Origin of the sequence: Haloechinothrix salitolerans, from assembly GCF_042662605.1 — a bacterium.
Taxonomy (GTDB): domain Bacteria; phylum Actinomycetota; class Actinomycetes; order Mycobacteriales; family Pseudonocardiaceae; genus Haloechinothrix_A; species Haloechinothrix_A salitolerans.
Map to the genome: position 1 here is coordinate 595,003 of NZ_JBHSXX010000001.1, position 25,310 is coordinate 620,312.

A 25,310-nucleotide genomic window follows, 5' to 3' on the forward strand; every position below is an offset into this window, starting at 1 on the left:
GTGGGGACCGCGAGCGCAACGACCAGGACCACCAGAGACCCAGGATCACGAGGTCGCTACCCCGCTGCTCGTTGCTGGCAGCGTGGTGATCGTCCTCCAGGCCGCATACAGGCCGTCTTGCGTCAGGCACAGGGGAGAACCCGCGAGAACTGGCGAGGGGTGTTCACTGAGGTCAGAGCGTGTTTCCGAGGAATTCGCCAAGGTCAGTCACGACTAGCCGTTAGATGAGCAACATGTGACGTTGGAGCAGTGAGCCACCCGATCTTGATGCTCTGTGGTTGCACGGATCGCCGGAAATTCTCATGATCCACTGACGTGGGTCTGTCGGTGGGCGGCCGTACCGTCACTCGCATGACGACTTGGACGGAGTTCACCGCCGCCGCGCCGAGGATCGCCGAGATCTTCACGCGGCGCCACGCAGCGACCAGCAATCTGTGCATGCTGGCGACGATCCGCGCGGACGGATCGCCCCGGATCAGTCCGATGGAGCCGAGAGTGTTCGAGGGCGAGATGTGGCTCGTAGGCATGCCGGACACGACGAAGTTCCGCGATCTGGCTCGTGATCCGCGCTTCTGCCTGCATACCGCGACCGTTGATACACAGGTGACGGACGGCGACGCGAAGGTGTGGGGCGTCGTTCGCGACGTCCAGGACACAGAGTTGCAGCAGCGGTTCGCCGCCCACCTGTTCGAGGACATCGGTCTCGACCTGCGTGGGCAGGAGTTCCACCCCTTCTACGCCGCCGACCTGACCGGGGCGTCGTCGGTCGAGATTGTGGACGACCGCCTGGAGATCACCATCTGGAAGCCAGGCGAGCCGGAGCGCGTGGTCCAGAAGACGTAACTGGCGGCTCGTCGTCAAAAGGGCGGGTCGTCAGGTTGTCGGGGTTCGGGAATGCCGGCTGGTCTTGTCGCAGTGTTCGACGCGTCGGATGTGTCCTGTGTGTACGGCGGTTTTGTTGACTCGGTGGTCGATGGTTCCGGCGGCGAGTTCGTTTCCGTAGCGGCACCGCGCTTCGGTGTCGCTGGCTTGGGTGTTGCTCTTGGTTTCAGGACTGGCCGGCGTCGTCGCGTGATGCGCTGACCGGTGGGAGTGATGATGGTGGCGGTCGTCCCATCGGGGCTGAACTCGATGCGCCAGCCGGGTTCTTCCTTCAGGTTGTTGTGGTAAGCGCAGGCGGCTTCGCCGTTGTCGACGCTGGTGTCGCCACCGGTGCTATGGCTGCGGACGTGGTCGAAGTGACAGTGTTGCGCGGTGCGGTGACATCCGGGAATGGCGCATTCGCGGTCACGGGCGTGGATGACCTCACGAATGGTGGCGTTGGGACGGTAACGGCTGCGGCCGAGGTCGCGCGGGGCGCCAGTGGCGGGATCGCAGATCACTTTGCGCCAGATGCTGCCGGGTTCGCACATGATGTGGCGCGCGATCGGGCCAGGAATCTGGCCGTACCCGGCGAGTTCGCAGCCGTCATCGGTGATGCCCAGCGCGGCGTCGATTGGCATGTGGAGGTAGACCATCGCCGCTGGTGACAACCCGCTGGTCGTGCCGTTCGCGCAGTCGTTGGTCTCACCGCTGAGTGCGTTCCCTGGGCGAAGAAGCCGGTGGATAAGGATGTCGGCGCGGAGCTGGTCGAGAGTACGGTCGTCGCCTTGGCGGCGCCGGCGCCGGGCTTCGGCGTCGATGCTGTTGTAGGCGGCGCTCGCGGCCTCCGCGGGAAGCTGGGCGTTGAGCCGGGACATGGTGTCTTCGCCAGGCAGGAGTTCGACCTTACGTCCCGTGCGGGCGCGGCGTGCTCGATCGGCGAGGCCATCGGGGTCGACGGCGTGGACGGCGCGGCGGGCGACGCGACGTACCTCGGTGGGGTTCTTGCCAGCGAGACGCCCGACGAGCCGCTCATCGACCTGGCGGGCGGTCTCGTCATCGAGGTGGACGGTGAGGTCGAGGACGCGACTGGCGGGAAACGGCTCGACGTCTCCATCGTGCATCGCGGCCAGTAGCACGGGGTGGCGGTGAACGAGCTGGTTCGCCTGGCTGCGGCGGTCGGCAGCCTGGTGGCGAGTGATCCGCAGGGCGTAGGCGACCTCGTCATCGGTGCCGGGTGCGTCGTCGCGCAGACTCTCGAAGCGGGCGAGAAGGCGCGCTTCGATCGCTCCGGCGCGGGCGCGGAGCTTACGCAGCGAGTCGAGCGCGGACAGCGTGTCGGTGTCCGACAAGAGGTCGATATCGCCGTTGTCCAGGGTGAGCGCATCGTGGTCATGCCAGTCGGCGTCGCTGGGACGGCATCCCAGCGACGGATCCAGCCGAAGAGCATCGCTCACGTGTTCGATTATAGTCACGATGTGGTAACGGCGCGTCGAGGTAAGGAGGCATCGGCGCAGGTCAACGCGGATGGGTGAGGATCCAGCCTGCCAATGGTGCCACTCGCGGGCAGCAGTCACGTTACTGCCGCGTAGCTTTACACTGATTCGCATCGTGATGCCACTACTCGACGAGGAGGCTTCCGTGGCTGAACCGACCGCGCAGGGTTCGATCGACATCGCCGCGTCGCCCGAGCTTGTGTACGAACTGGTCTCCGATGTCGAAAACCTTCCGGAATGGGCGGCCGAGATCGAGCGGTGCGCCTGGACTGGCGGTACGACCGGCCCGGCTGTTGGCGCGAAATTCAAGGGGCGCAACGAGCACAAGAAGCGTAAGTGGGGCAGCCTCTGCGTCGTGACGGCCGCGGACCCCGGCCGGGAGTTCGCCTTCCAGGTGCGAATCGGTGGCGTGCCGTCCGCGTTGTGGCGGTATCAGATCGAGCCGACCGACACCGGCTGCCGGGTAACCGAGAGCACGCGGCGCCTTATCCCGCGTCCGGTGACGATGACGGTGAACCGGCTGTTCCTTGGCATCAAGGACCGGGACCGCCACAACCAGGCCAATATCGAGCGCACGCTGACGAAGCTCAAGGAACACGCCGAGTCGCTGGCGGCCAAGCGGGGCTGACGCCGCACAACGGTGCGCGGCACCGCAGCGACCCAAGCGCCGCAGGTACCCGGCCACCACGCCCGGAACGTCCGCTCATCGCCGTACCGGCGCCGGATACACCACCGATCGTAGGTGCTCCGGCAGTTCCTGGTACTGCTGCTCGCGTTCCCGCACAGCCGCATCGCCCTGGACGCACGCGGCGGCATAGGTGGCCGCGTGTCTGGCGTGGTCGGCGACGTGTGCGGTCGCGGCCGCATGACCAGCGGCGTGAGCCGCGGACCGTGCGGCAGGATGTCCGGCGTCGCGGGCCGCGGCATGGGCGGCGAACGCGGCGGCACGCGCCTCGCTGACCGTGATCTTGCCCTGTGCCCATGCGCGGGCGGCTTCGACGGCGTCCCGTGTCCGGTAGTCCTGCGGACGGTGCCGCTCGAACGTCGGGAGCACGCGTGCCGCGCAGTCGGCGGCCCAGCCCGCCAGCGCCCTGTGGTCGGGTTCGTCGAGCGTCATGGTTCTCCCTGCGGCTGGCGTGATCCTCAAGGGTGCCGAGGATGACCGGCGCTGGCTACCCCTGTTCACCGCACCGGCTTAGCGCTGCCGTCCGCGCTGAGGCGGCACGGCGTCACCACGGTGCCGATCGGCTCGCGCACCCACCAGGCGCCGGTTTCCTTCCGTTCCGCGCGGGTGGTGTAGCGGTAGTGGAACAGCCGTGCCCGCACCACCTCGGGCGGTTCGTCCGGAAACGGGTTATGGCGCACCAGCTTCAGCGTCGTTCGATCACCGGTGAGTAGTTTGCCGACCAGCGCGGGCAGCCAGCCGGAGCCGTAGCGCGGCGACAGCGAGGCGAACCACAGCAGCCAGTCCAGTCGCAGGTGATAGGGCGCTACCTGCGGGGGACGTCGATAGGGATCGCCCGGCTTGCCCTTGAACTCGTACTCGCGCCACTCCGGGTCGTCGGTGTCCGCCGCACCCTCGATGATCACCTCGGTGCGGCGCCGCGTGACCGAGCCGAACGCGCCGTAGGTGTTGACCAGGTGGTACTTGTTGAAGCTGAAGTTCATCAGCTGCGTGCCGCCGAGTAGATTGCGCACCGGCCAGTAGCTGAGCACCACGGTCAGCAGGGTCACGCCGATCACGACGCCGTTGAACCACATCGGCGGCGCGGCGAGGTCGTCCGGCGCGGACCAGATCAGCGAACCGTCCACAGCGGACACCGCGATGGTGATCGTGACGACGTTCAGCCAGGCGAAGTTGCCGGACGCCACCAGCCAGCATTGCGTCACGATGATGATCGCGGCGGCGACCGTGGCGGCGGGCTGCGGTGCGAACAGCACGAATGGCACCACGAGCTGCGTAGCGTGGTTGGCCGCGACCTCGATCCGGTGCAATGGTTTCGGCAGTTGGTGGAAGTACCAGCTCAGCGGTCCAGGCATCGGCTGGGTCTCGTGGTGGTAGTACAGGCAGGTCAGGTCACGCCAGCACGGGTCCCCGCGCATCTTGATCATCCCGGCGCCGAACTCGACGCGGAAGAGCAGCCACAGCAACAGCCACAGCGTCAGTACCGGGGGTTCGACGGACGCCGGGCCGAGGAAGATCGCCAGGAAGCCGGTCTCAAGCAGCAGCGACTCCCAGCCGAACGAGTACCAGATCTGCCCGACGTTGACGATCGACAGGTAGAGCACCCACGGCACCGCCCACAGCAGCATGTAGCCCCACACCGGCAGCAGGTCCGCGATGCCGAGCAACAGCGCCGAGGACACGACGACTCCGAGCCACGCCACCGCCGCGAAGAACCGGTCCGAGTAGTGCCAGTGGAAGATGCTCGGTGCCTGACGGAAGCCACGTGCGGCGAGGAAACGCGGGATCGGGGTCAGGCCGCGTTCGCCGAGCAGCGCGCGAAACTGGTTGACCGCGACCAGGAACGCCACCAGGTACAGGGCAGCCAGCAAGCGCTGGAACACCAGGCGTGATGTCCAGTACGTCGGGTCCGCGAACCAATCCCAGCTCACCTCCCCGATTTTCGCGCGCCAGGAGACGTCGTGCAGCAGCGAAACGGCAAACAGGCGACGCCGTTCAGTGTTCTATGGGAGGTTACGGCGCGGTGTGTGTCGCTACCGGGCGTTGCCGCAAGACCGCGCGCAGGTCGACGCCGATCGGCCGGGCGAGCAACAGCACGGCGAGAACCGTGCAGGCGATCGTCAGGATGCCGCCGCCGAGCAACGACCAGCGCGCGCCGAACAGTTCAGCCACCCAGCCGATCACCGGCGCCCCAGCCGGGGTACCGCCCATCAGGATCATCACGTACAGCGACAACACCCGCCCGCGCATGTGGGCTGGCACGGTGGTCTGGATGTAACCGTTGGCCGCGGTCAGTGTGGTCATGGACAGCACGCCGATCGGCACGAGCGAGACGGCGAACAGCGCGTAGTTCGGCATCAACCCGGCGGCCACCTCCAGTACACCGAACGCGATCGCGCCGCCGACGACCAGCCGCTGCCTCGGTGTCGTCCGACGTGCCGCGAGCAGCGCGCCGGACAAGCTGCCGATAGCCAGGATCGAGCCGAGCATGCCGTAGGCGTGTGGGCCCTTGTCGTAGATCGCGGTGGCCATCAGGGCCATCGTCATCTGGAAGTTCAGTCCGAACGTGCCGATCCCGAACATCACAAGCAGCACGAGCATGAGATCCGGTCGGCCGCGCACGTAGCGCACGCCCTCGGCGAGTCGTGCGAACGCACCCGCGCCGTTCACTGTCGACGTCGCCGCAGGGGCCGGCTTGCTCAGCAGCATCAAGGCCACCACCGGCGCGCCGAACGAGACGGCGTTGAGTAGGAACACCGGGCCGGTGCCGATGGTGCCGATCAGCACGCCGGCGACGCCGGGGCCGATGAGGCGGGCGGCGTTGAACGACGCGCTGTTGAGCGCGACGGCGTTGGCGAGTTCGCCGTTGTCGACCAACTCGCCGACGAACGCCTGGCGCGCCGGGTTGTCCAGGGCGGTGCCGACGCCGAGCAGGAACGCCAGGACGTAGACGTGCCAGATCTGTGCCGTTCCAGTGACGACGAGAAGGCCGAGGGTGAGGCCGGTGGCGCCCATGAAGCTGTTGGTCGCCAGCAGCAGCGTCCGCTTCGGGAGCCGATCGGCCAGCAGGCCGCCAAACGGGGTGACCAGCAGGAAAGGGAGGAACTGGAGCCCCGTGGTGATGCCGACGGCTTCGGCGCCGCCGCCGAGGACGACGAGCACCAGCCAGTCCTGCGCGACCCGCTGCATCCAGGTGCCGATGTTGGAGATCACCATGCCGAACCAGAACAGTCGGTAGTCGCGGTGGCGCAGTGACCGGAACATGGACTTCGATGACGGGGCTTTGCGCAGCAGCGGAAACTCTCCTTCACGGCTCGGTCCGGCGGTGAATCGGAACGGCTGGCGGCGCGGGTAAGCAGGCCTGCCGGTAGTTAGTTTAGCTCATTAGCGTTGCTAATTAAAGCGAGAGAGGTGTGATTTAGGCACACCCGTACCAGTTCGCATCGCCATGCCGACGCGCCGCGGGAAGATCATGCGCCGCCTGCTGCTCGACCAGCCCTTCCGGCTAGCGGCGAGTACCGCACTACATGCGAAGCTACTCGCCATGACTCAGTTGTCGGAGTCGGTCGTGCCGCGTCGTCGCAGGTAGATGCCCAGCCATCCGGCGAGCCCGAGTGCCGCGACGCCGCCGATGGCCCACAGCCAGGCGGTCTCGGTGTCGGCGTCAGCCTGGGTGCCGGTCGCCTCTTCGTGGGTTACCTTTTCGGTGCCGCCGCTGCCCGCGGGTGGTCGACCCTCGCCGATGACGGCGGGCACCGTCTCTGGTAGGTCGCGAGTGCCCCCGCACAGCGACGCGGTCAGCCCCTTCTTGCCGAACTGGGTAAACACCAGGAACGGGCCTTCGCCGTCGATCTCTAGGCCGCAGCTTGCGCCTGAGCGGGCGGTGCGCACCTGTGTCATCGTGCCTACCTGACCCTTGTAGACCTCCGAGACGGCGAACGTCAACGTGACCGGGTCGGTGCTGGAGACGGTCCCGCCTTGGTCTGGTTCTCGCCGGTCGAGCAGGGTGCCCGCGAAGATCACGTCGGCGCTGTCGGCGAACTCCGCGTCCGTCATCGGTGCGCACGTGCACGCCAGTGCTGGTGCCGCGCCCAGCGTCGTGACCAGCTGCAGTAATCCCGCGAGCGCGGTCGTCGCCAGAACCGCGCCTATCGTCCTCGTTCGTATCACCGAATCCTCCCCATGGTCCCGCCCCCGATTCGCTGCCTTGTTGTTTACCTGACGGCGATGAGGCGCGCGAGGTTGCACCCCTACAGTCGCGACGTGCGGCCGCGATGCGCGTGACGTCTCCCCCGGGTTGAACTCATACCCCCAAGGGGTATATGGTCCTGGTTTAGTAGATACCCGTGAGGGGTATATTCGAACCAGGCGACACAGGAGGACTGTCATGGCTACCGCGACCTACACCGTTTCCGGCATGACTTGCGGCCACTGCGCGCAGTCGGTGACCGAGGAGGTCAGCGAGGTTCTCGGCGTCACGGACGTCGCCGTGGACCTGCCGACCGGCGCGGTTACCGTCACCAGCGAGGCGCCCGTGTCGGAGGACCAGATCCGTGCCGCCGTGACCGAGGCGGGCTACGAGCTGGTCAGTCAGGAGTGACCCGGTGAGCACCATGCGACAGGAACCGGCGACGGCCGATGTCGAACTCGCCATCCAGGGCATGACCTGCGCGTCGTGCGCGAACCGGATCGAGCGCAAGCTGAACAAGCTCGACGGCGTGCACGCCACGGTCAACTACGCCACGGAGACGGCTGCCGTCAGCTACCCGGCGGAACTCGACCCCACGGCACTGCTCGACACGGTCTCCGCGGCGGGGTACTCCGCGACGCTTCCGGAGCCGAAGCGTACCGCCGACGATGTCGACGGTGCGGAGGGCTGGCACGACGCCAAGGCCGATGGCGAGACGCGCGCCGCCCGCGACCGGTTGCTGATCTCGGCGGCGTTGTCAGTGCCGGTCATCCTGCTCGCGATGGTGCCCGCGCTCCAGTTCACCTACTGGCAGTGGATCTCGCTGACGCTGGCGAGTCCGGTCGTCGCGTGGGGCGGGTTCCCGTTCCACCGCGCGGCGGTGAAGAACCTGCGCCACGGCACCGCCACGATGGACACCCTCATCTCGATGGGCACCATCGCGGCCTACCTGTGGTCGCTGTACGCGCTGTTGTGGGGTGGTGCCGGCATGCCTGGCATGACCCACCCGTTCGAGTTCACCATCCAGCGGGGCGACGGCGCCGCGGCGATCTACCTCGAGGTCGCGGCGGGCGTGACGACGTTCATCCTGGCGGGGCGCTACTTCGAGGCTCGCGCCAAGCGGCGGGCCGGTGCGGCGTTGCGAGCGCTGCTTGAACTGGGCGCCAAGGACGTCTCGGTGCTCAGGGACGGCGTCGAGCAGCGGATTCCGGTGGACCAGCTCGCGGTCGGCGACCACTTCGTCATCCGGCCTGGCGAGAAGATCGCCACCGACGGCGTGGTGGTCGATGGCAGCTCCGCCATCGACGAGAGCATGCTGACGGGCGAGTCCGTGCCGGTCGAGGTCGTCGCGGGTAACACGGTCACCGGCGGCACGGTCAACGCGGCGGGCAGGCTCGTCGTCCGCGCGGAGCGGGTCGGTTCGGACACGCGGCTCGCGCAGATGGCGAAGCTGGTCGCGGACGCGCAGAGCGGCAAGGCAGCCGTCCAACGGTTGGCGGACCGGATCTCCGCGGTGTTCGTGCCGATCGTGATGCTGCTCGCGGCGGGCACGCTGGCGTACTGGCTGCTTTCCGGTGGCGGTGTGCAGGCGGCGTTCACCGCCGCCGTCGCGGTGCTGATCATCGCGTGCCCGTGCGCGCTCGGCTTGGCGACACCGACGGCGCTGCTGGTCGGCACCGGGCGTGGCGCGCAGTTCGGCATCCTGATCAAGGGGCCTGAGGTACTGGAGTCCACCCGCAAGGTGGACACCGTTGTGCTGGACAAGACCGGCACCGTGACCACCGGACGGATGGCGCTGGTCGACGTCCACGCTGCCGAGGATGTCGACGTCACCGACGTGTTGCGACTCGCGGGCGCGGTGGAGAACGCGTCCGAGCATCCGATCGCGCAGGCCATCGCGCGCGGCGCGCGGGACAAAGTCGGGGACCTCGGCACTGTTGAGGACTTCACCAACCTGGAAGGCCTCGGTGTGCAGGGCGTTGTTGACGGGCATGCGGTGCTTGTCGGGCGGCAGTCGCTGCTGGACGACTGGAGCCAGCCGCTGCCGGAGGAACTGCTCGCCGCCAAGCGCGCGGCCGAGGCCGAGGGGAGCACGGCGATCGCCGTCGCCTGGGACGGTCAGGCGCGCGGGTTGCTGGTCGTGGCGGACACCGTGAAGGACACCTCGGCCGAGGCGATCGGAATGCTACGGGGTCTCGGACTCACGCCGGTGCTGCTGACCGGGGACAACGAAGCCGTCGCACGGTCGGTGGCGGCGCAGGTTGGCATCGACGAGGTGATCGCCGAGGTGTTGCCGAAGGACAAGGCCGACGTCGTGAGCCGATTGCGGTCCGAGGGCAAGGTCGTGGCGATGGTCGGCGACGGCGTCAACGACGCGGTCGCGCTGGCTACGGCGGACCTCGGTCTCGCGATGGGTACCGGCACGGACGTCGCGATCGAGGCGGGCGACCTCACGCTGGTGCGTGGCGACCTGCGCGCGGCGGCGGACGCGATCCGGCTGTCACGGCGCACGCTCGGCACGATCAAGGGCAATCTGTTCTGGGCGTTCGCCTACAACGTCGCGACGTTGCCGGTGGCGGCGGCCGGGCTGCTCAACCCGATGCTCGCCGGTGCGGTGATGGCGTTCTCGTCGGTGTTCGTCGTGTCGAACTCGCTCCGGTTGCGCCGGTTCCGTGCCGCCGTGCGCTGAAAGCGGCCTTCACCACACCTCCGACGTCGGGGAGTAGACGTCTGAGGCCTCGGCGCGTACGTTGATCCCGACGACAACTCCATAACGGGCCGCATGAGCCGGAGCGGGAGAGTCCTCGTGTTCGCAGCGAGGCGCCGAAGGAGCAAGCTCCCCGCCAAACTCTCAGGTACCCATACCGCTTCAGGCCAGGCCACTCTGAAAAGCAGGCGCTCAAGCGCCTCACCCACGGTGCAAGCCGTCCGCGCATGAAGCGTGGCCGGTGAAGCTCTCAGGTTCATGACAGAGGGGGAGTTCCTATCCACTGACCGAGGAGCTCCCAGATGTCCGTTTCGTCACCACCGCATCATCCGGTACCGCGCGCTCCCGAGGAGTACCCGGCATGAGCACGCCGTCTCCGTTGCACGAGGTGCACGCCGCGCTCGGCGCGTCGTTCACCGACTTCGCTGGCTGGAACATGCCCGTCCGTTACAGCAGTGAGCTGGCCGAACACCGCGCGGTCCGCGAGGCCGCCGGCCTGTTCGACCTCTCGCACATGGGCGAGATCGAGATCACCGGGCCGGAGGCCGCGCAGGTCCTGGACTACGCGCTAATCGGTAAGCTCTCCGCCGTCAAGGTGGGCCGCGCCCGCTACAGCATGCTGTGCGACGCCGACGGCGGCGTGCTGGACGACCTGGTCACCTACCGGCTTGGTGAGGAGCGTTACCTCGTCGTCGCGAACGCCGCGAACGTGGGTGTCGTCGCATCCGCGCTGGTCGAACGAGCGGAGAAGTTCGAAGCGACCGTCACCGACCGCTCCACCGAGTACGCGCTGATCGCGGTGCAGGGCCCGAAGTCGGCGGCGATCGTGCGTGCCGTGAGCGACGCCGACCTGGAGTCGTTGCGCTACTACGCCAGCATGCCCGCGACGGTCGATGGCATCGACCTGCTGCTGGCCCGCACCGGCTACACCGGCGAGGACGGTTTCGAGCTGTACTGCGCCCCCGAGCAGGCGCAACAGGTGTGGCGGACGCTGGAGGCGGCCGGTGAGCCGCACGGTCTGCTGCCCGCGGGGCTTGCCTGCCGCGACACGCTCCGGCTGGAGGCAGGGATGCCGCTCTACGGGCACGAGCTGTCCGCACGGCTCACACCGTTCGACGCCGGGTTCGATCGGCTGGTGAAGTTCGAGAAGGAAGGCGACTTCGTCGGTCGCGCCGCGCTCGCCGAGCGCGCCAAGCAGCAGCCGAGCAGGGTGCTCGTTGGTCTGACCGGCACCGGACGTCGCGCGCCACGCGCCGGTTACGCTGTGCTCGGCCCGGACGGCACCACCGAGATCGGTGAGATCACCAGCGGCGCGCTGTCGCCAACGCTGGGTTATCCGATCGCGATGGCCTATGTTTCCGCCGAGTGCCGCGAGCCTGGCACGAGCCTGCACGTCGACGTGCGGGGCAAGGCACTGCCGGTCGAGGTGGTTGCCCTGCCCTTCTACCAGCGATCCTGACCCCTGCCGAAAGGAACGATTGCGAGCAATGGACATCCCAGAGCACCTCAAATACACCGAAGAGCACGAGTGGCTGGCGCTGGACGGCGACGTCGCCACCGTCGGCGTGACCGACTTCGCGCAGAGCTCGCTCGGTGACATCGTGTTCGTGGAGCTGCCGGACCAAGGCGATGAGATCAGCGCGGGTGAGCCGTGTGGCGAGCTGGAGTCGACCAAGTCGGTCAGTGAGCTGTACGCCCCGGCCACCGGTGAGGTCGTCGCGGTCAACGAGGACATCAGGGACACGCCTGAGCTGGTCAACAGCGACCCGTACGGCGATGGCTGGCTGTTCCGCGTGCGTGTCGGCGAGCTGCCGGAGCTACTCGACGCAGCCGATTACGCAGAGATCATTAAGGAGTGAGCTGGGTTGTCCACATTTGATGCCGACTTGTCCACAGTCGATCCGGAGGTCGCGGCAGCGGTCGATGCCGAGCTGCGTCGTCAGCAATCCACCCTTGAGATGATCGCTTCGGAGAACTTCGCGCCGGTCGGCGTGCTCGAGGCGCAGGGCTCGGTGCTGACGAACAAGTACGCCGAGGGCTACCCGGCCAAGCGCTACTACGGCGGCTGTGAGCACGTCGACGTCGTCGAGAACCTGGCTATCGAGCGGGTCAAGGCGCTGTTCGGGGCCGAGCACGCCAACGTGCAGCCGCACTCTGGCGCGCAGGCCAACGCCGCCGCTATGGCCGCGCTGCTTGAGCCGGGCGACACCATCATGGGCCTGAGCCTGGCGCACGGTGGACACCTGACCCATGGCATGAAGATCAACTTCTCCGGCAGGCTCTACAACGTTGTCGCCTACGAGGTCGACAAGGAGTCAGGCAAGATCGACATGGGCGAGGTGGAGCGCCTCGCCAAGGAGAACGAGCCCAAGCTGATTATCGCGGGCTGGTCGGCGTACCCGCGCCAGCTCGACTTCGCCGAGTTCCGCCGCATCGCCGACGAAGTCGGCGCGAAGCTGATGGTGGACATGGCGCACTTCGCCGGGCTGGTCGCCGCTGGCCTGCACCCGAACCCGGTGCCTTACGCCGACGTCGTCACCACCACGACGCACAAGACGCTGGGTGGCCCGCGCGGCGGTGTCATCCTGAGCCGCTCCGAGCTGGCGAAGAAGATCAACTCGACGGTCTTCCCCGGCCAACAGGGCGGGCCGCTTGAGCACGTCATCGCGGCCAAGGCGGTGGCGTTCAAGATCGCGGCGGGCGAGGAGTTCGCCGAGCGGCAGCAGCGGGTCATCGACGGCGCTCGCATCCTGGCCGACCGGCTCTCGCGGCGGGACTGCGCGGACAACGGCGTCAAGGTGCTGACCGGTGGCACCGACGTCCACCTGGTGCTGGTCGACCTGGTCAACTCCGAGCTGGACGGGCGGCAGGCCGAAGACCGGCTGCACGAGGTCGGCATCACCGTGAACCGCAACGCGGTGCCGAACGACCCGCGCCCGCCGATGGTCACGTCCGGCCTGCGGATCGGCACTCCGGCGCTGGCGACGCGCGGCTTCGACAACGCCGACTTCACCGAGGTCTCGGACATCATCGCAACCGCGCTGCGGCCAGAATTCGACGACTCGACGCGCGCCGAGCTGCGTACGAGGGTGGAACGGTTGGCAGCGAAGCACCCGCTCTACCCAGAGATGTAACCCACGGTGCTTCGCCGCCGATGTGCTGGTCACAAGGCGGCGAAGCACCACCGCTCGGCATGAGCGCAAGGAGGCGCCATGGCGATCAGCGTCTTCGACCTGTTCTCGATCGGCATCGGCCCGTCGAGCTCCCACACGGTCGGACCGATGCGGGCCGCACGGATGTTTGTCGATGACCTCGCGGCGGCAGGGACGCTGACCGCCACGGCGCGGGTCACGGCGCACCTGTACGGCTCGCTCGGGGCGACCGGCCACGGGCACGGCAGCGACAAGGCCGTGCTGCTTGGGTTGGAGGGCGAGACCCCGGAAGACGTCGACACCGACAACGTCGATCAGCGCGTCGCGGCCATCCGCGAGCAGCGCTCGTTACGGTTGCTCGGCGAGTATCCGATCCGGTTCGCCGACAACGATCTCGTGCTGCATCGGCGTGCGAAGGGGGACCCGCTGCCGGGTGGACGTCCCGCGCACCCGAACACCATGCGCTTCGCGGCGTTCGATGTCACCGGGGCGGAGTTGGCGGCACGGACGTATTGCTCCATCGGCGGCGGCTTCGTACTCGACGCGTCGGTACCCGATGGGCCCATCGCGGTGCGCGATGAGACGCCGTTGGAGTTCCCCTTCCGCACGGCCGCTGATCTGCTCGCGCACTGCGACGTCACCGGCCTGCCCATCAACGAGATCATGCGCCGCAACGAGCGCACATGGCGCACCGACGCCGAGATCGATAACGGCCTGGACGAGATCTGGCGCGTGATGCGGGACTGTGTCGCGCGCGGATGCCTGCGTGGCGGCGTGCTGCCCGGCGGTCTCAAGGTACCCAGGCGCGCGAAGGCGTGGCACGACAAGCTGGTCGCCGAGGGCGTCTCCGATGATCCGTTGACAGCGATGGACTGGGTGAACCTGTTCGCGCTCGCTGTCAACGAGGAGAACGCGTCCGGCGGGCGGATCGTCACCGCACCCACCAACGGCGCGGCGGGCATCATCCCCGCGGTGCTGCACTACTACGTGCGGTTCGTGCCAGGCGCGGACCAGGACGGTGTGCGGCGGTTCCTGCTGACCGCGGCTGCCATCGGCGTCATCCTCAAGGAGACCGGCTCGATCTCCGGCGCCGAGGTCGGCTGCCAGGGTGAGGTCGGTTCGGCGTGCGCGATGGCGGCGGGCGCGTTAGCCGAGGTGCGCGGCGGTAGCCCGGCGCACGTGGAAAACGCCGCCGAAATTGGTCTGGAGCACCACCTCGGCCTGACCTGCGATCCTGTGGGCGGGCTGGTGCAGATTCCCTGCATCGAACGCAACGCGATCGCGGCGACGAAGGCGATCAACGCGGCGCGGATGGCCCTGCGCGGCGACGGGGCGCACGTGGTGTCGCTGGACAAGGCGATCAAGACCATGCGCGACACCGGCGCCGACATGAAGACGAAGTACAAGGAGACGTCGCGGGGTGGGCTCGCGCTGAACGTGATCGAGTGCTGAGGGGGCGCGACATGGACACGGTGCTCGTGACGGGTGGGACCGGCAAGCTGGGCAAGCACGTCGTGTCGGCGCTCAAGGCTAACGGCGCGGCGACGCGCGCGATGACCCGCGACCGCTTCCCGCTTCGAGGCAGGGTGAGCGGCGATCTGTCGACCGGACGCGGCGTCATGGAGGCCGTCCGTGGCGTGGACACGATCGTCCATTGCGCGACGCATCCCCGGTTCAACAAGGTGGACGTCGAGGGCACGAAGTGGCTGCTCAAGGCCGCGCACGGCTTCGGCGTCAAGCACATCGTGTACGTCTCGATCGTCGGTATCGACGACCACCCGTTCCCCTACTACCAGGCGAAACGACGTACCGAACGGCTCATCGAGGAGTCCGGCATCCCGTACACCATCCTGCGGGCGACGCAGTTCCAGGAGCTGGTAGTCGCCGTGGCGCACGCGCTGACGAAGGGGCCGATCGTGCCGATCCCGAAGGACTTCCGCGTGCAGCCGGTCGACATCGACGCCGTCGCGGCGCGCCTCGCGGAGCTGGCGGCTGGTGAGCCCGCCGGACGCGTGCGCGACATCGGCGGCCCCCAGGCGGTCTCCCTGGCCTACGCCGTCGACGCATACGCCTCGGTCGTCGACCGGACGCGCAGGCAGGTCCAGATCCCGGTGCCCGGCAAGGTCGGCGCGGCCTTCCGCGCTGGTATGAACCTCCTCGGCGAGGACGGCGAGGAGGTCGGCGAGTCGTTCTCTCACCACTTGGTGTGGCGGGTGGAGACCTGATCCCACCCGGCATCGTGTCTGCTTGTACAGTGGGCAGCGGACCCCGTGCGGCGTCCATCCTGTGAACCTCCCCAGGGCCGGAAGGCAGCAAGGATAAGCAGGCTCTGACGGGTGCGCGGGGTCCCCTTATGTCTTCGTCCGGTCGCTGGCACCGGCAGCGCCAAGATCACCGGTTCCCGGTAGGCTCGCGTCGTGGCTCTCGCGCTGTACCGCAAGTACCGTCCGGCGACCTTCGCCGAGGTCGTCGGTCAGGACCATGTCACGGAACCGCTCCGGGCGGCGCTCGCCGCGGGTCGCATCAACCACGCTTACCTGTTCTCTGGGCCGCGTGGCTGTGGCAAGACGTCCAGCGCCCGCATCATGGCTCGCTCGCTCAACTGCGCCAACGGGCCAACACCGGACCCATGTGGCAAGTGCGACTCGTGCATCGCGCTCGCGCCGGAAGGCCCCGGCAGCGTGGACGTCGTCGAGTTGGACGCCGCCAGTCACGGTGGTGTCGACGACGCCCGTGAGCTGCGGGATCGGGCGTTCTACGCGCCCGCTGAGTCGCGCTATCGGGTGTTCATCATCGATGAGGCGCACATGGTCACGACGCAGGGCTTCAACGCCCTGCTCAAGATCGTGGAGGAGCCGCCGGAGCACCTGATCTTCCTGTTCGCGACGACCGAGCCGGACAAGGTGCTGCAGACGATCCGTTCGCGCACCCATCACTACCCCTTCCGGCTGATCCCGCCGAACGCGATGCGGGAGCTGCTTGAGCGCAACGTCGAGGCCGAGGGCGTTCCGGTGGAGCCGTCGGTATATCCGCTCGTCATCCGGGCGGGTGGTGGCTCCGCGCGCGACACGCAGTCGCTGCTCGACCAGCTGCTCGCCGGGGCCGGTGAGGACGGCGTCACCTACGACCGGGCGGTCGCGTTGCTCGGCGTCACCGACCGGGCGCTGATCAACGACATGGTGGACGCGCTCGCCGACGATGATGCGGCGGCGGTGTTCGGCACCGTGGAACGTCTTGCCGATGCCGGGCACGATCCACGCCGGTTCGCGTCCGACCTGCTCGATCGGTTGCGCGATCTGGTGCTGTTGCGGTCGGTGCCGGACGCGGGTTCCCGCGGACTGGTGAACGTGCCGGATGATGAACTGTCGAAGATGACCGCGCAGGCAGACCGTGTCGGCGCGGCGACGCTGACCCGCTACGCCGAGATCGTCCACAATGGACTACTGGAGATGCGTGGCGCGACGTCGCCCCGGCTATTGCTCGAGTTGCTGTGCGCACGGATGATGCTCCCCGCCGCCGCGCCGGACGCGCAGAGTGAGAGCGCGGTCCTGCAACGCATCGAGCGGTTGGAGCGCAGGGCCGCCGCGAGCGGAAGTGCCGGTGGGGTTTCCGACGCGTCGGAGCCCGAGCAGCCGCAGCGCGTGTTCCGCAGGCCGTCGCAGCAACCGGAGCAAGGTGGCCAGGAGTCACAGGTTCCGACGGACGGTCAGGCCGCGCAGTCATCGGCGGCGGACGCGACGTCGGCATCGGCGTCGCGGGCCGCGCCGCAACCGGGCACGGCCTCGGCGTCGCAACAGCCGTCGCAGGCCGCGCAGCACCAGTCCGCCCAGCCACCGCGGCCGGCACAGGCGCAGCAGCCAGCGCAGCCCCAGCAGCCTGCCCAACCTGCCCAGTCGAGCCCGCGAGCTGAGCCCGCACAGCCTGCTCAGCCCACGCCAGAGCCGCGGACCGAGGCACCCGCCCAGGCTGGCGGCATCGACGCCACCGGACTGCGTGGGGTGTGGCCGCAACTGCTCGCCACGATCCGCAACACCCCTGGCGGCCGGAGCATCGAGGCGATGTTGACCCAGGCTGGAGTGCGCAGTGTCGAGGGCAACCTGGTTGTCCTTACCCACAAGGCGGCACCGCTGGCGCGGCGGCTGTCCGACCCGACCAACGCGGAGAAGATCGCCGCGGGGCTGCGGGAGGTCCTCGGCGGGGACTGGCAGGTGCGCTGCGAACATGAGGGTGCGGCTGGCCAGCAGAGCACTCCGGCGGCGCGGCAGCAACAACCTCGTCAGCAGGCACAGCAACAAGCACCGGCACAGCAACAAGCACAGCGACCAAGTGGGCAGCCGCAGCAGGAGCGCCCGCAAGAGCGTCCACAGCAGCGGAAAGAACAGTCCGAACCGGACATCCCGCTGCCGCCGGAGCCAGCGGAGGACGAGGACATGTACACCGAGGAGCCCAGCTCGCTCGGTCCGCCGCCGGAGACACGCCATTCGGAAGACCCGAGCCGCGCCGCGCACCAGCTCCTGTCCGACCACCTCGGCGCTCGCCGCCTCGACTGACATCGCGTAGCACCAGAACCATCCGCGGCGAAGGACGTTTGTCCGTGTTGAGCGCGGTGAGGGCGTCGTTGGTCGTGCGCTCCGCGCGGAGTTGATCAACCTTACTCCTTGGCTGACCAATTTTTGTCCATTTTGCCCGGTTTTGCTGGTCGCTCAAGGAACAAAGAAGATCAACTGCTCGCGAGGGCAAGAAGTTGATCAGCCGTGTCGAGTCGGACGCCGCGCCGCGCCCAGGGCGCGCCGGGGGCGCACCGCGACGTCCCTGCCTGCCACCGGGTTAGGCTGGACACCAGCCGCGAAATCAGGTGACAACGAACGGATCGAGGGCCGAGATGGTGCAACCAGGGGGCGGCATGCCCGACATGCAGCAGATCCTGCAGCAGGCGCAGCAGATGCAGGAACAGCTGGCGACCGCGCAGCAGGAGCTGGCGAACACCGAGGTCAGCGGCTCCTCTGGCGGCGGCCTTGTTACCGCGACGGTGACTGGTGGCATGGAGTTGAAGGACGTCACCATCGATCCGTCCGTCGTCGATCCTGACGACACCGAGACGCTGTCCGACCTGGTCGTCGCGGCGGTGCGGGACGCGATGGCGTCCGCGCAACAGTTGTCCGAGGAGAAGTTCGGCCCGCTCGCCGGTGGCCTTGGCGGCGAGGGCGGACTGGGCGGCCTCGGCCTTCCCGGCGGGATGTGAGTTGTTCGAAGGCGTCGTTCAAGACCTCATCGACGAGCTGGGCAGGCTGCCCGGCGTCGGGCCAAAAAGCGCGCAGCGCATCGCGTTTCATCTGATCAGCTCGGAGCCGGCCGACATCAAGCGGCTGGTCGACGTCTTGGGCAAGGTCACAGAGGGCGTACGGTTCTGTGAGCTGTGCGGCAATGTCTCGGAGCAGCAGCAGTGCCGCATCTGCCGCGACACCCGACGCGACGGGGCCATGCTCTGCGTGGTCGAGGAACCTAAGGACGTCCTCGCGATCGAACGCACCCGCGAGTTCAAGGGCCGCTACCACGTGCTCGGCGGGGCGCTCGATCCGCTGTCCGGTGTCGGCCCCGACCAGCTGCGGATGCGGGAACTGCTGGCGCGTATCTCGTCGGACGAGGTTACCGAGGTGATCATCGCGACCGACCCGAACACCGAGGGCGAGGCGACCGCGACGTATTTGGTGCGAATGTTGCGCGACTTCCCTGGGCTGAACGTCACCCGGCTCGCGTCCGGGCTGCCGATGGGCGGTGACTTGGAGTTCGCGGACGAGCTGACGCTGGGTCGCGCGTTCTCCGGGCGCCGCGCGTTGTAGCCGAAGGGCGCGGGCGAGACAGTCCGGTTTGCGCTGAATGACGTCCGATGAATGCTTTAAGCCGCAACCCTGTGGCCAGATCGTGATCCCCTGAGCAACACCTGAGCGTTGCTCAGGTCTAGGGTGTGTCCCGACGCACAGACAAGGACACAACCCGAGGTGTGTGATGACCCAAACACGGATGGCTCGGTTGCTTCGGTCACGGGGGCAACAGCGCCCGTGGCAGGCGGCCGTGGCGGGTGCTGCGGCCCTCACGATGGTGCTCAGCGCGTGCCAGAGTGATGGCGGCCAAGGCGGCGGTGGCGACGGCGGTGAAGGTGGCGACATCATCATCGGTACCACCGATTCCGTCCCCACGCTTGATCCCGCGAAGTGCTACAGCTACTACTGCGGCACCATCATCGACAACATCGGCTCCACGCTGGTGAGCTACAAGCCAGGTGAGACGACGCCGAGCCCCGATCTCGCGGCCGAGGAGCCGGAGATCAGCGAGGACGGCCTGACCTACACCTTCACCTTGCGCGAGGGCGTCACTTTCCATGACGGCTCCGAGCTGACCAGTGAGGACGTCAAGTTCTCGCTGGAGCGCGCGTTGAACATCAACCACCCGGAGGGCGCGGCCTTCCTGCTGGAGGGGATCGACTCAGTCGAGGCGCCCGACCCGCTGACGGTAGAGATCACGCTGAAGGAACCGGACATCACATTCGGGTCCAAGCTGGCCTACAACGTCGCGACCATCCTGCCATCGGACGGCGAGTACACCGCGCCGGACGAGAAGCTGCCGGACGACTCGACCGATGACACCTACGAGAAGTACGTCAACGAGAACCTGGTCTCGACCGGCCCGTACACGCTTGAGGACAACCGGCAAGGTGAGTCGATCGAGCTCGCCGCGTTCGGCGACTACTTCGGCGACGCGCCGAAGAACAGCCGCGTTCTGGTCAGTTTCTTCGACAAGAGCGCGCAGATGGTGACCGCGCTCAAGTCGGGCGAGATCGACGTCGCTTTCCGTGACCTGACACCGGAGCAGCGCACGTCGCTGGAGAACGACGACAGCATCAACACCATCCAGGGTGAGGGTGCCTCGATCCGGTACATGGTGTTCAACACGAGGCTGGAGCCGTTCGACGACCCTGACGTCCGCAAGGCGTTCGCCGCCGCCATCGACAGGGACCGCATCATCGACGAGGTGCTCGGGGGCGCCGGTGAGCCGCTGTACTCGATGGTCCCGCCGTCCTTCGACGCGAACGTGCCCGCGTTCGATGAGCAGTACAGCGACAAGGAGCCGAGCGACTTCATCGACGGCAAGGTCGAGTTGGACCTCTGGTACAGCACCGACCACTATGGCCCGACCGAGCCCCCACTCGCGGAGACGCTGACCCGGATGCTCGAGGAGAGCGGCTCGTTCGAGGTCAACCAGAAGTCCTCGGAGTGGGCGCAGTACACCTCGAACATGGCGCCTGGCCCGACGGGGCAGTACCCGGCGTTCCTGCTCGGCTGGTACCCGGACTTCCTCGACCCGGACAACTACATCCAGCCGTTCTACCACTCGGAGAGCAGCTTCCTGCGGATGTACGACAACCCCGAGATGGACCAGCTCATCCGTGATGAGCAGACGGCGGAAGCGGCGGACTCCGAGGAGCGTATGCGGACGTTCGAGGAGATCCAGCGGATCGCCGCGGAGGACGCGCCGATCGTGCCGCTGTACGTCAGCATCCCCGAGGCGTTCGTCCGTAGTGACGTCGAGGGCGTGCAGGACACTATGGACGCCTCCCAGGTGTTCCGCTACTACCTGATCCACAAGTAATACGCGGACGGTTTGACGACCGTCATGCTTCACACCGCGGCGTGGCCGTGGAGAGATGACGCTCTCTCCACGGTCACGCCTGCGCGCTGTGTGGATAGAAAGGCCTCAAGGCTGTGAAAGCTGGTTCCTTGGGTCGCTACGTCCTGCAGCGTCTCCTGCTCGCCATTCCGATGGTGTTCATCCTGCTTACGTTGCTGTTCCTGCTGCTCAACGCGGCGCCGGGCGATCCGGTGACAGCGACGCTCGGTGGCAGGCTGCCACCGGAGGAGATCGCGCAGCGCAAGGAGGCGCTCGGTCTCAACGACCCGCTCTACGTGCAATACCTCAATTACATGGGTAACGCGCTCACCGGCGATTTCGGTAACCCGGTGACCGATCCTCGTAGTGTCGTGCAGATCGTGCTCGACACCGCACCCGCCACGATCGAACTCGCCCTCGCCGCCATGCTGGTCGCGATCCTGCTCGGTATCACCGTCGGCGCGCTGTCCGGCAGGTTGCGTGACACGCCGTTCGACGTCGGTGGCAGGCTGTTCGGCATCCTCATCTACGCCGCGCCGGTATTCTGGACCGGGCTGCTCGCGCAGTTGTACTTTTCCGTTGAACTCGGGTGGTTACCGAGTCAACAACGTGCGGGGGGATTCGACGCGCCGGAACCCATCACCGGGTTTTACGTGCTCGACTCGATCATCACCTGGGACATGGCGGCGCTGGGCACGGTGCTCGCACACCTCGTGCTGCCTGCCGTGACGCTCGGGCTACTACTCGGTGGCGTGTTCATCCGCCTTGTCCGCGTGAACATGCTCCAGACGTTGCGTTCGGACTACGTCGAGGCGGCGCGGGCGCGTGGGCTGCGGGAACACGTCGTGTTGTTCCGGCACGCGTTCAAGACCGCGCTCATCCCGATCATCACGATCATGGGCTTGCAGTTCGCGATGTTGATCGGGAACGCCGTGCTGACCGAGCACACGTTCACCTGGCCGGGGCTTGCGCAGGCGCTCGTCGGTTTCATCGGCGCACGGGACTACGCGGCGGTGCAGGGCATCGTCACGTTCATCGCGCTGGTGATCGTTGGCGTGTCGCTGTTGATCGACATACTCACCGGGCTGGTCGACCCCCGGGTGCGTTACTGATGGCGAGGGTGACATGACAAGCACATCAACCAGTGGCGACGACGCCGTGCTTGAGGCGCGGACGCCACTGAAGACTCGACTACAGCACGCGTGGCGACCGTTCCGGGAGTCGAGCAGGGTCTCGCGGGGGCTGATCTTCAGCGGACTCGGCATCATCGCGGCGTTCCTGTTGCTCGCGTTCGTTGGCCCGCTGGTCTATCCGTACGACGGCACGCAGTACCGCGCCGAGACGTCGCCAGGCGAGTTCACATCGTTCCCCGAGCTGGCGCCGCCGTCGGCCGAGCACTGGTTCGGCACGACGAAGGACCAGTTCGACGTCCTCGCCAGGATCATCGACGGCGCGACGCTGGCGTTCGCCGTGATGGCGTTGGCGGTCTCGATCGCCATGCTCATCGGCGTGACGCTCGGCCTGTTCTCCGGCTACAGGGGCGGCAGGCTGGACCGGATTCTGGTGACCGCGATGGACGCCGTGTACGCGTTCCCACCACTGGTGTTGGCGATCATCGTGTCATTCGTGCTCGCGGCGTATCTCTCACCGGGTGTACCATCCGCGGCCGCCGCCGTGGGCCTGGTCTACATCCCGCAGTACTTCAGAGTGGTGCGCAACCACACGCTGTCGGTGAAGGAGGAACCCTTCGTCGAGGCGGCGAAGTCGTTCGGCGCGCGGAACCGGACGGTGCTCGGGCGCTACGTGTTCTTCAACGTGGTGCAGACCGTTCCCGTCATTCTGACGCTGAACGCCGCCGACGCGATCCTGGTGCTCGCCTCGCTCGGCTTCCTTGGTTATGGCGTGCAGCCGCCGACGCCGGAGTGGGGTTACGACATCTCGCAGGCGGTCAACGACGTCGCGGCGGGTATCTGGTGGACGGCGCTGTGGCCTGGCCTGGCGATCGTGCTGCTCGTGATGGCGTTGACGCTGGTCGGTGAGGGCCTGAACGACGTCATCAACCCCCTGCTGCGGGCGAAGGGCAAGGCGGGCCGCAAGATCAAGGGGATGCCGAGGGCACGTCGCCGTGACCGGTCGCGTCGAGCGGCCGATGCCGCCGAGCAGGATGACGAGGGGCTGGCCGCGAAGGTGCGCGATCTGCGGGTTGGCTACCGCACCGCCTCCGGTCCATTGTGGGCGGTCGACGGCGTCAGCTTCGACATCAAGAAAGGCGAAACCGTCGCGCTCGTCGGTGAGTCCGGCTGTGGCAAGTCGTCCATGGGCCGGGCCATGCTGCGCCTGATGCCGCCTGGCGGTGTCGTGGGAGGACAGGTGGAGATCGGTGGCACTGACGTCGCCACCGCGCCGGAGTCCGAGGTCCGCAAGCTGCGAGGTGAGGGCGCGTCGCTGATGTTCCAGGAGCCGATGACCCGGCTCAATCCGTTGGAACGCGTCAGCGACCACTTCGTCGAGATGATCAGGACACACAAGCCGAAGACGTCTCGCGAGGAGGCCCGCGCGATGGCGCGGGACGCGCTGGTGCAGGTCGGCATCCCGCCGACGCGGATCGACAACTACCCGCACGAGTTCTCCGGCGGCATGCGGCAGCGGGTGATGTTGGCGCTGTCGATCGTGCTCACGCCTCGGCTGATCGTCGCGGACGAGCCGACGACCGCGCTGGACGTCATCGTTGAGTCGCAGATCCTGTCGCTGCTGGAGCGGCTGCGGGCAGAGGAGAACGTCGGCATCCTGTTCATCACCCACAACCTGGGTGTCGTCGCCGAGGCCTGTGACCGGGTCGCGGTGATGTACGCGGGCAAGATCGTGGAGATGGGTCCGGTCGACGAGATCTTCACCAACCCGAAGCACCCGTACACGCGGGGGCTGGTGGCGTCGACGATCTCGCTGAACACGACCGAGCTGCGGTCGATCGGTGGCTACCCGCCGAACCTGATCGACCCGCCGAAGGGCTGCCGGTTCGCGGCTCGATGCCCGCACGTGATGGACCACTGCACGGAGAGCCCGCCCGAGCTGACCGAGGTCGGGCCGGAGCAGCGGGCCGCGTGCTTCCTCTACCCGGGCGCTGGGCAGCCGGTGCCGGAAGGAGTCGTTGCCCCATCGGGTGATCCCCAGGTGAGTGGCATATGAGCGAGGAAGGACAGACACCGGTGACCGATTCGGAACCGTTGCTCGTCGTCGACGACCTGAAGACGCACTTCCCCGCGCGTGGCGGGCTGTTCGGCGGGGGTGGCAAAAGCGTCGTCAAGGCCGTCGACGGCGTCAGCTTCTCGGTCGGCAAGGGTGAGGTACTTGGCCTCGTTGGCGAGAGCGGGTCTGGTAAGACGACGCTGGGCCGTTCGTTGCTCAAGCTGGTGCAGCCGACGTCCGGCCAGATCCGCTACCGGGGTCGCGACCTGGTTCCGCTGAACGACGGCGAGATGCGACCGCTGCGGCGGGAACTGAGCATGATCTTCCAGGATCCGAACGCATCGCTGAACCCCGCGATGACGATCGGGCAAGGCGTCGGGCACCCGCTGCATATCCATGGCATGGTCAGCACCCGCGCCGAGGCGCGCAAGCGGGTGGTGGAGATGCTGGAACGCGTCGGGCTGCACCCGGCGGAGACCTTTCTCGACCGCTACCCGGAAGACCTGTCCGGCGGGCAGAAGCAGCGGCTGGTCATCGCCCGCGCGTTGATCACCGAGCCGAAGTTCGTCGTGGCGGACGAGCCGGTCGCCGCGCTCGACATGAGTGTGCGGGCGCGGGTGCTTGAGCTGATGCTCGAGCTGAAGCGCGACCTCGACCTGACGTACGTGTTCATCACGCACGACCTGGCGACGGCACGGTTCCTGTGCGACCGGATCGGAATTCTGTACCTCGGCGGGCTCGTCGAACAGGGGCCGTCCGACGCGCTGTTCGACGACCCGCAGCACCCGTATACGCGGTCGCTGCTGTCGGCGATTCCGCTGCCCGAGGCGGGTCGGCGGAATCGGCCGAAGAAGCTGCCGCGCGGCGAGATTCCGGATGCCGCGAAGCCGCCCGCCGGGTGCCGGTTCCATCCGCGGTGTCCCGAGGCATTCGGGTCGTGCGGCTGGCAGGGCCATGATCTCATCGACATCCTCGAGGACCGGTGGACCGAGGTGGACAAGGAGACGTTCACGGCCGAGCTGGAGTTGTTCGGCAAGCTCAGCGACGCCGACGTCGGCACGGACTACGTGCGGTTCCCGTCGTCCACACCGGACACGTTGGCGGAGTGGTTGCGGGAGAACGGTCCCGCGCTGCCCGCGAACGTGTTCTCCGCGGTGACCGACGTCGAAGTCGAGGAACGCGGCGTCGTCGTCCGGTTTGGACCAGGGCCGGAGCCAGCCGTGCAGCACATCAAGAACAGGGACGTCGCCTGCCACCTGCACGGCATCACGGTGCGGCAGGACGGCGTGCACGTCGGGGATCCGGAGCAGGCACCGACGTCGTGAGCGGTCGGGGCGGCACCGTGCGTGGTGCCGCCCCATTGCTCCGC

Annotated in this window: 21 protein-coding genes, 1 other RNA gene and 1 riboswitch; of the genes, 17 read left to right on the forward strand and 5 right to left on the reverse strand. The window is 67.5% G+C overall.

Annotated features, from left to right (window positions below; all coding sequences use genetic code 11):
* Positions 1 to 351: 351 nt before the first annotated feature.
* A complete protein-coding gene (locus ACFQGD_RS02880) occupies positions 352 to 843 on the forward strand; it encodes a pyridoxamine 5'-phosphate oxidase family protein (RefSeq protein WP_345407002.1) in 492 nt (163 codons plus the stop codon).
* 14 nt (positions 844 to 857) lie between these two features.
* Here the strand turns inward: ACFQGD_RS02880 and ACFQGD_RS02885 are convergent, their stop codons facing one another.
* Positions 858 to 2,318 (reverse strand): HNH endonuclease signature motif containing protein, encoded by a 1,461-nt coding sequence (locus ACFQGD_RS02885; RefSeq protein ID WP_345407005.1) that lies wholly within the window; start codon positions 2,316 to 2,318, stop codon positions 858 to 860.
* 184 nt (positions 2,319 to 2,502) lie between these two features.
* Here ACFQGD_RS02885 and ACFQGD_RS02890 point away from each other — a divergent pair, with 184 nt between their 5' ends.
* Positions 2,503 to 2,985, forward strand: coding sequence for an SRPBCC family protein (locus ACFQGD_RS02890; protein ID WP_345407008.1), 483 nt, complete (start codon positions 2,503 to 2,505; stop codon positions 2,983 to 2,985).
* A 75-nt stretch (positions 2,986 to 3,060) separates the two neighbouring features.
* Here ACFQGD_RS02890 and ACFQGD_RS02895 read toward each other — a convergent pair whose 3' ends face one another.
* The 4 genes from ACFQGD_RS02895 to ACFQGD_RS02910 all read right to left on the reverse strand — a co-directional run bounded on the left by ACFQGD_RS02895 (position 3,061) and on the right by ACFQGD_RS02910 (position 7,212).
* Positions 3,061 to 3,474: a putative immunity protein gene (locus ACFQGD_RS02895; protein ID WP_345407011.1), complete on the reverse strand. Its 414-nt coding sequence runs from the start codon at positions 3,472 to 3,474 to the stop codon at positions 3,061 to 3,063.
* 65 nt (positions 3,475 to 3,539) lie between these two features.
* Positions 3,540 to 4,973: a lipase maturation factor family protein gene (locus tag ACFQGD_RS02900; RefSeq protein WP_345407014.1), complete on the reverse strand. Its 1,434-nt coding sequence runs from the start codon at positions 4,971 to 4,973 to the stop codon at positions 3,540 to 3,542.
* An 82-nt stretch (positions 4,974 to 5,055) separates the two neighbouring features.
* A complete protein-coding gene (locus ACFQGD_RS02905; protein WP_345407547.1) occupies positions 5,056 to 6,336 on the reverse strand; it encodes an MFS transporter in 1,281 nt (426 codons plus the stop codon).
* 255 nt (positions 6,337 to 6,591) lie between these two features.
* The gene (locus ACFQGD_RS02910) at positions 6,592 to 7,212 is read right to left on the reverse strand and encodes a hypothetical protein (RefSeq protein ID WP_345407017.1); all 621 of its coding nucleotides are present in this window, start codon (positions 7,210 to 7,212) and stop codon (positions 6,592 to 6,594) included.
* Positions 7,213 to 7,429: 217 nt separating this feature from the next.
* Here ACFQGD_RS02910 and ACFQGD_RS02915 point away from each other — a divergent pair, with 217 nt between their 5' ends.
* From ACFQGD_RS02915 to ACFQGD_RS02985, 15 genes are all read left to right on the forward strand, one after another.
* On the forward strand, positions 7,430 to 7,642 hold the full coding sequence (locus tag ACFQGD_RS02915; protein ID WP_345407020.1) for a heavy-metal-associated domain-containing protein: 213 nt from the start codon (positions 7,430 to 7,432) through the stop codon (positions 7,640 to 7,642).
* A 13-nt stretch (positions 7,643 to 7,655) separates the two neighbouring features.
* Entirely contained in the window at positions 7,656 to 9,920 is a 2,265-nt protein-coding gene (locus ACFQGD_RS02920; protein WP_345407550.1) for a heavy metal translocating P-type ATPase, read from the forward strand.
* Between the two features lie 94 nt (positions 9,921 to 10,014).
* Positions 10,015 to 10,108: riboswitch (glycine riboswitch) on the forward strand.
* Positions 10,109 to 10,299: 191 nt separating this feature from the next.
* Positions 10,300 to 11,397, forward strand: a complete 1,098-nt coding sequence (gcvT, locus tag ACFQGD_RS02925) for a glycine cleavage system aminomethyltransferase GcvT (protein WP_345407023.1) — start codon at positions 10,300 to 10,302, stop codon at positions 11,395 to 11,397.
* A gap of 28 nt (positions 11,398 to 11,425) precedes the next feature.
* A complete protein-coding gene (gene gcvH / locus ACFQGD_RS02930; RefSeq protein WP_345407026.1) occupies positions 11,426 to 11,797 on the forward strand; it encodes a glycine cleavage system protein GcvH in 372 nt (123 codons plus the stop codon).
* A 6-nt stretch (positions 11,798 to 11,803) separates the two neighbouring features.
* Positions 11,804 to 13,072 carry a serine hydroxymethyltransferase gene (gene glyA, locus ACFQGD_RS02935; protein WP_345407029.1) on the forward strand — a complete coding sequence of 423 codons (1,269 nt, stop codon included), beginning with the start codon at positions 11,804 to 11,806 and terminating at the stop codon, positions 13,070 to 13,072.
* A gap of 78 nt (positions 13,073 to 13,150) precedes the next feature.
* A complete protein-coding gene (locus ACFQGD_RS02940) occupies positions 13,151 to 14,542 on the forward strand; it encodes an L-serine ammonia-lyase (RefSeq protein ID WP_345407032.1) in 1,392 nt (463 codons plus the stop codon).
* Positions 14,543 to 14,553: 11 nt separating this feature from the next.
* Positions 14,554 to 15,315, forward strand: a complete 762-nt coding sequence (locus ACFQGD_RS02945; RefSeq protein ID WP_345407035.1) for an SDR family oxidoreductase — start codon at positions 14,554 to 14,556, stop codon at positions 15,313 to 15,315.
* A 35-nt stretch (positions 15,316 to 15,350) separates the two neighbouring features.
* Positions 15,351 to 15,445: signal recognition particle sRNA small type (gene ffs / locus ACFQGD_RS02950), an RNA gene on the forward strand.
* 62 nt (positions 15,446 to 15,507) lie between these two features.
* Entirely contained in the window at positions 15,508 to 17,640 is a 2,133-nt protein-coding gene (locus ACFQGD_RS02955; RefSeq protein ID WP_345407038.1) for a DNA polymerase III subunit gamma and tau, read from the forward strand.
* A gap of 332 nt (positions 17,641 to 17,972) precedes the next feature.
* Positions 17,973 to 18,332: a YbaB/EbfC family nucleoid-associated protein gene (locus ACFQGD_RS02960; RefSeq protein WP_345407041.1), complete on the forward strand. Its 360-nt coding sequence runs from the start codon at positions 17,973 to 17,975 to the stop codon at positions 18,330 to 18,332.
* A 1-nt stretch (position 18,333) separates the two neighbouring features.
* The gene (gene recR, locus ACFQGD_RS02965) at positions 18,334 to 18,930 is read left to right on the forward strand and encodes a recombination mediator RecR (protein ID WP_345407044.1); all 597 of its coding nucleotides are present in this window, start codon (positions 18,334 to 18,336) and stop codon (positions 18,928 to 18,930) included.
* A gap of 166 nt (positions 18,931 to 19,096) precedes the next feature.
* A complete protein-coding gene (locus ACFQGD_RS02970; RefSeq protein ID WP_345407047.1) occupies positions 19,097 to 20,737 on the forward strand; it encodes an ABC transporter substrate-binding protein in 1,641 nt (546 codons plus the stop codon).
* A gap of 128 nt (positions 20,738 to 20,865) precedes the next feature.
* On the forward strand, positions 20,866 to 21,867 hold the full coding sequence (locus ACFQGD_RS02975; RefSeq protein WP_345407049.1) for an ABC transporter permease: 1,002 nt from the start codon (positions 20,866 to 20,868) through the stop codon (positions 21,865 to 21,867).
* Positions 21,868 to 21,880: 13 nt separating this feature from the next.
* Complete coding sequence (locus ACFQGD_RS02980; protein WP_345407052.1) at positions 21,881 to 23,941, forward strand: dipeptide/oligopeptide/nickel ABC transporter permease/ATP-binding protein; 2,061 nt, start codon at positions 21,881 to 21,883, stop codon at positions 23,939 to 23,941.
* Entirely contained in the window at positions 23,938 to 25,266 is a 1,329-nt protein-coding gene (locus ACFQGD_RS02985; RefSeq protein WP_345407055.1) for an ABC transporter ATP-binding protein, read from the forward strand. Before ACFQGD_RS02980 ends, ACFQGD_RS02985 begins: the two co-directional genes overlap by 4 nt.
* Positions 25,267 to 25,310 lie beyond the last annotated feature (44 nt).

Coding starts and splice junctions, on each gene's coding strand:
- ACFQGD_RS02960 (WP_345407041.1), top strand. CDS start 17,973: ATGGTGCAACCAGGGGGCGGCATGCCCGACATGCAGCAGATCCTGCAG.
- ACFQGD_RS02895 (WP_345407011.1), bottom strand. CDS start 3,474: ATGACGCTCGACGAACCCGACCACAGGGCGCTGGCGGGCTGGGCCGCC.
- ACFQGD_RS02920 (WP_345407550.1), top strand. CDS start 7,656: ATGCGACAGGAACCGGCGACGGCCGATGTCGAACTCGCCATCCAGGGC.
- ACFQGD_RS02915 (WP_345407020.1), top strand. CDS start 7,430: ATGGCTACCGCGACCTACACCGTTTCCGGCATGACTTGCGGCCACTGC.
- gcvT (WP_345407023.1), top strand. CDS start 10,300: ATGAGCACGCCGTCTCCGTTGCACGAGGTGCACGCCGCGCTCGGCGCG.
- ACFQGD_RS02945 (WP_345407035.1), top strand. CDS start 14,554: ATGGACACGGTGCTCGTGACGGGTGGGACCGGCAAGCTGGGCAAGCAC.
- ACFQGD_RS02985 (WP_345407055.1), top strand. CDS start 23,938: ATGAGCGAGGAAGGACAGACACCGGTGACCGATTCGGAACCGTTGCTC.
- ACFQGD_RS02970 (WP_345407047.1), top strand. CDS start 19,097: ATGACCCAAACACGGATGGCTCGGTTGCTTCGGTCACGGGGGCAACAG.
- ACFQGD_RS02880 (WP_345407002.1), top strand. CDS start 352: ATGACGACTTGGACGGAGTTCACCGCCGCCGCGCCGAGGATCGCCGAG.
- ACFQGD_RS02940 (WP_345407032.1), top strand. CDS start 13,151: ATGGCGATCAGCGTCTTCGACCTGTTCTCGATCGGCATCGGCCCGTCG.
- gcvH (WP_345407026.1), top strand. CDS start 11,426: ATGGACATCCCAGAGCACCTCAAATACACCGAAGAGCACGAGTGGCTG.
- ACFQGD_RS02980 (WP_345407052.1), top strand. CDS start 21,881: ATGACAAGCACATCAACCAGTGGCGACGACGCCGTGCTTGAGGCGCGG.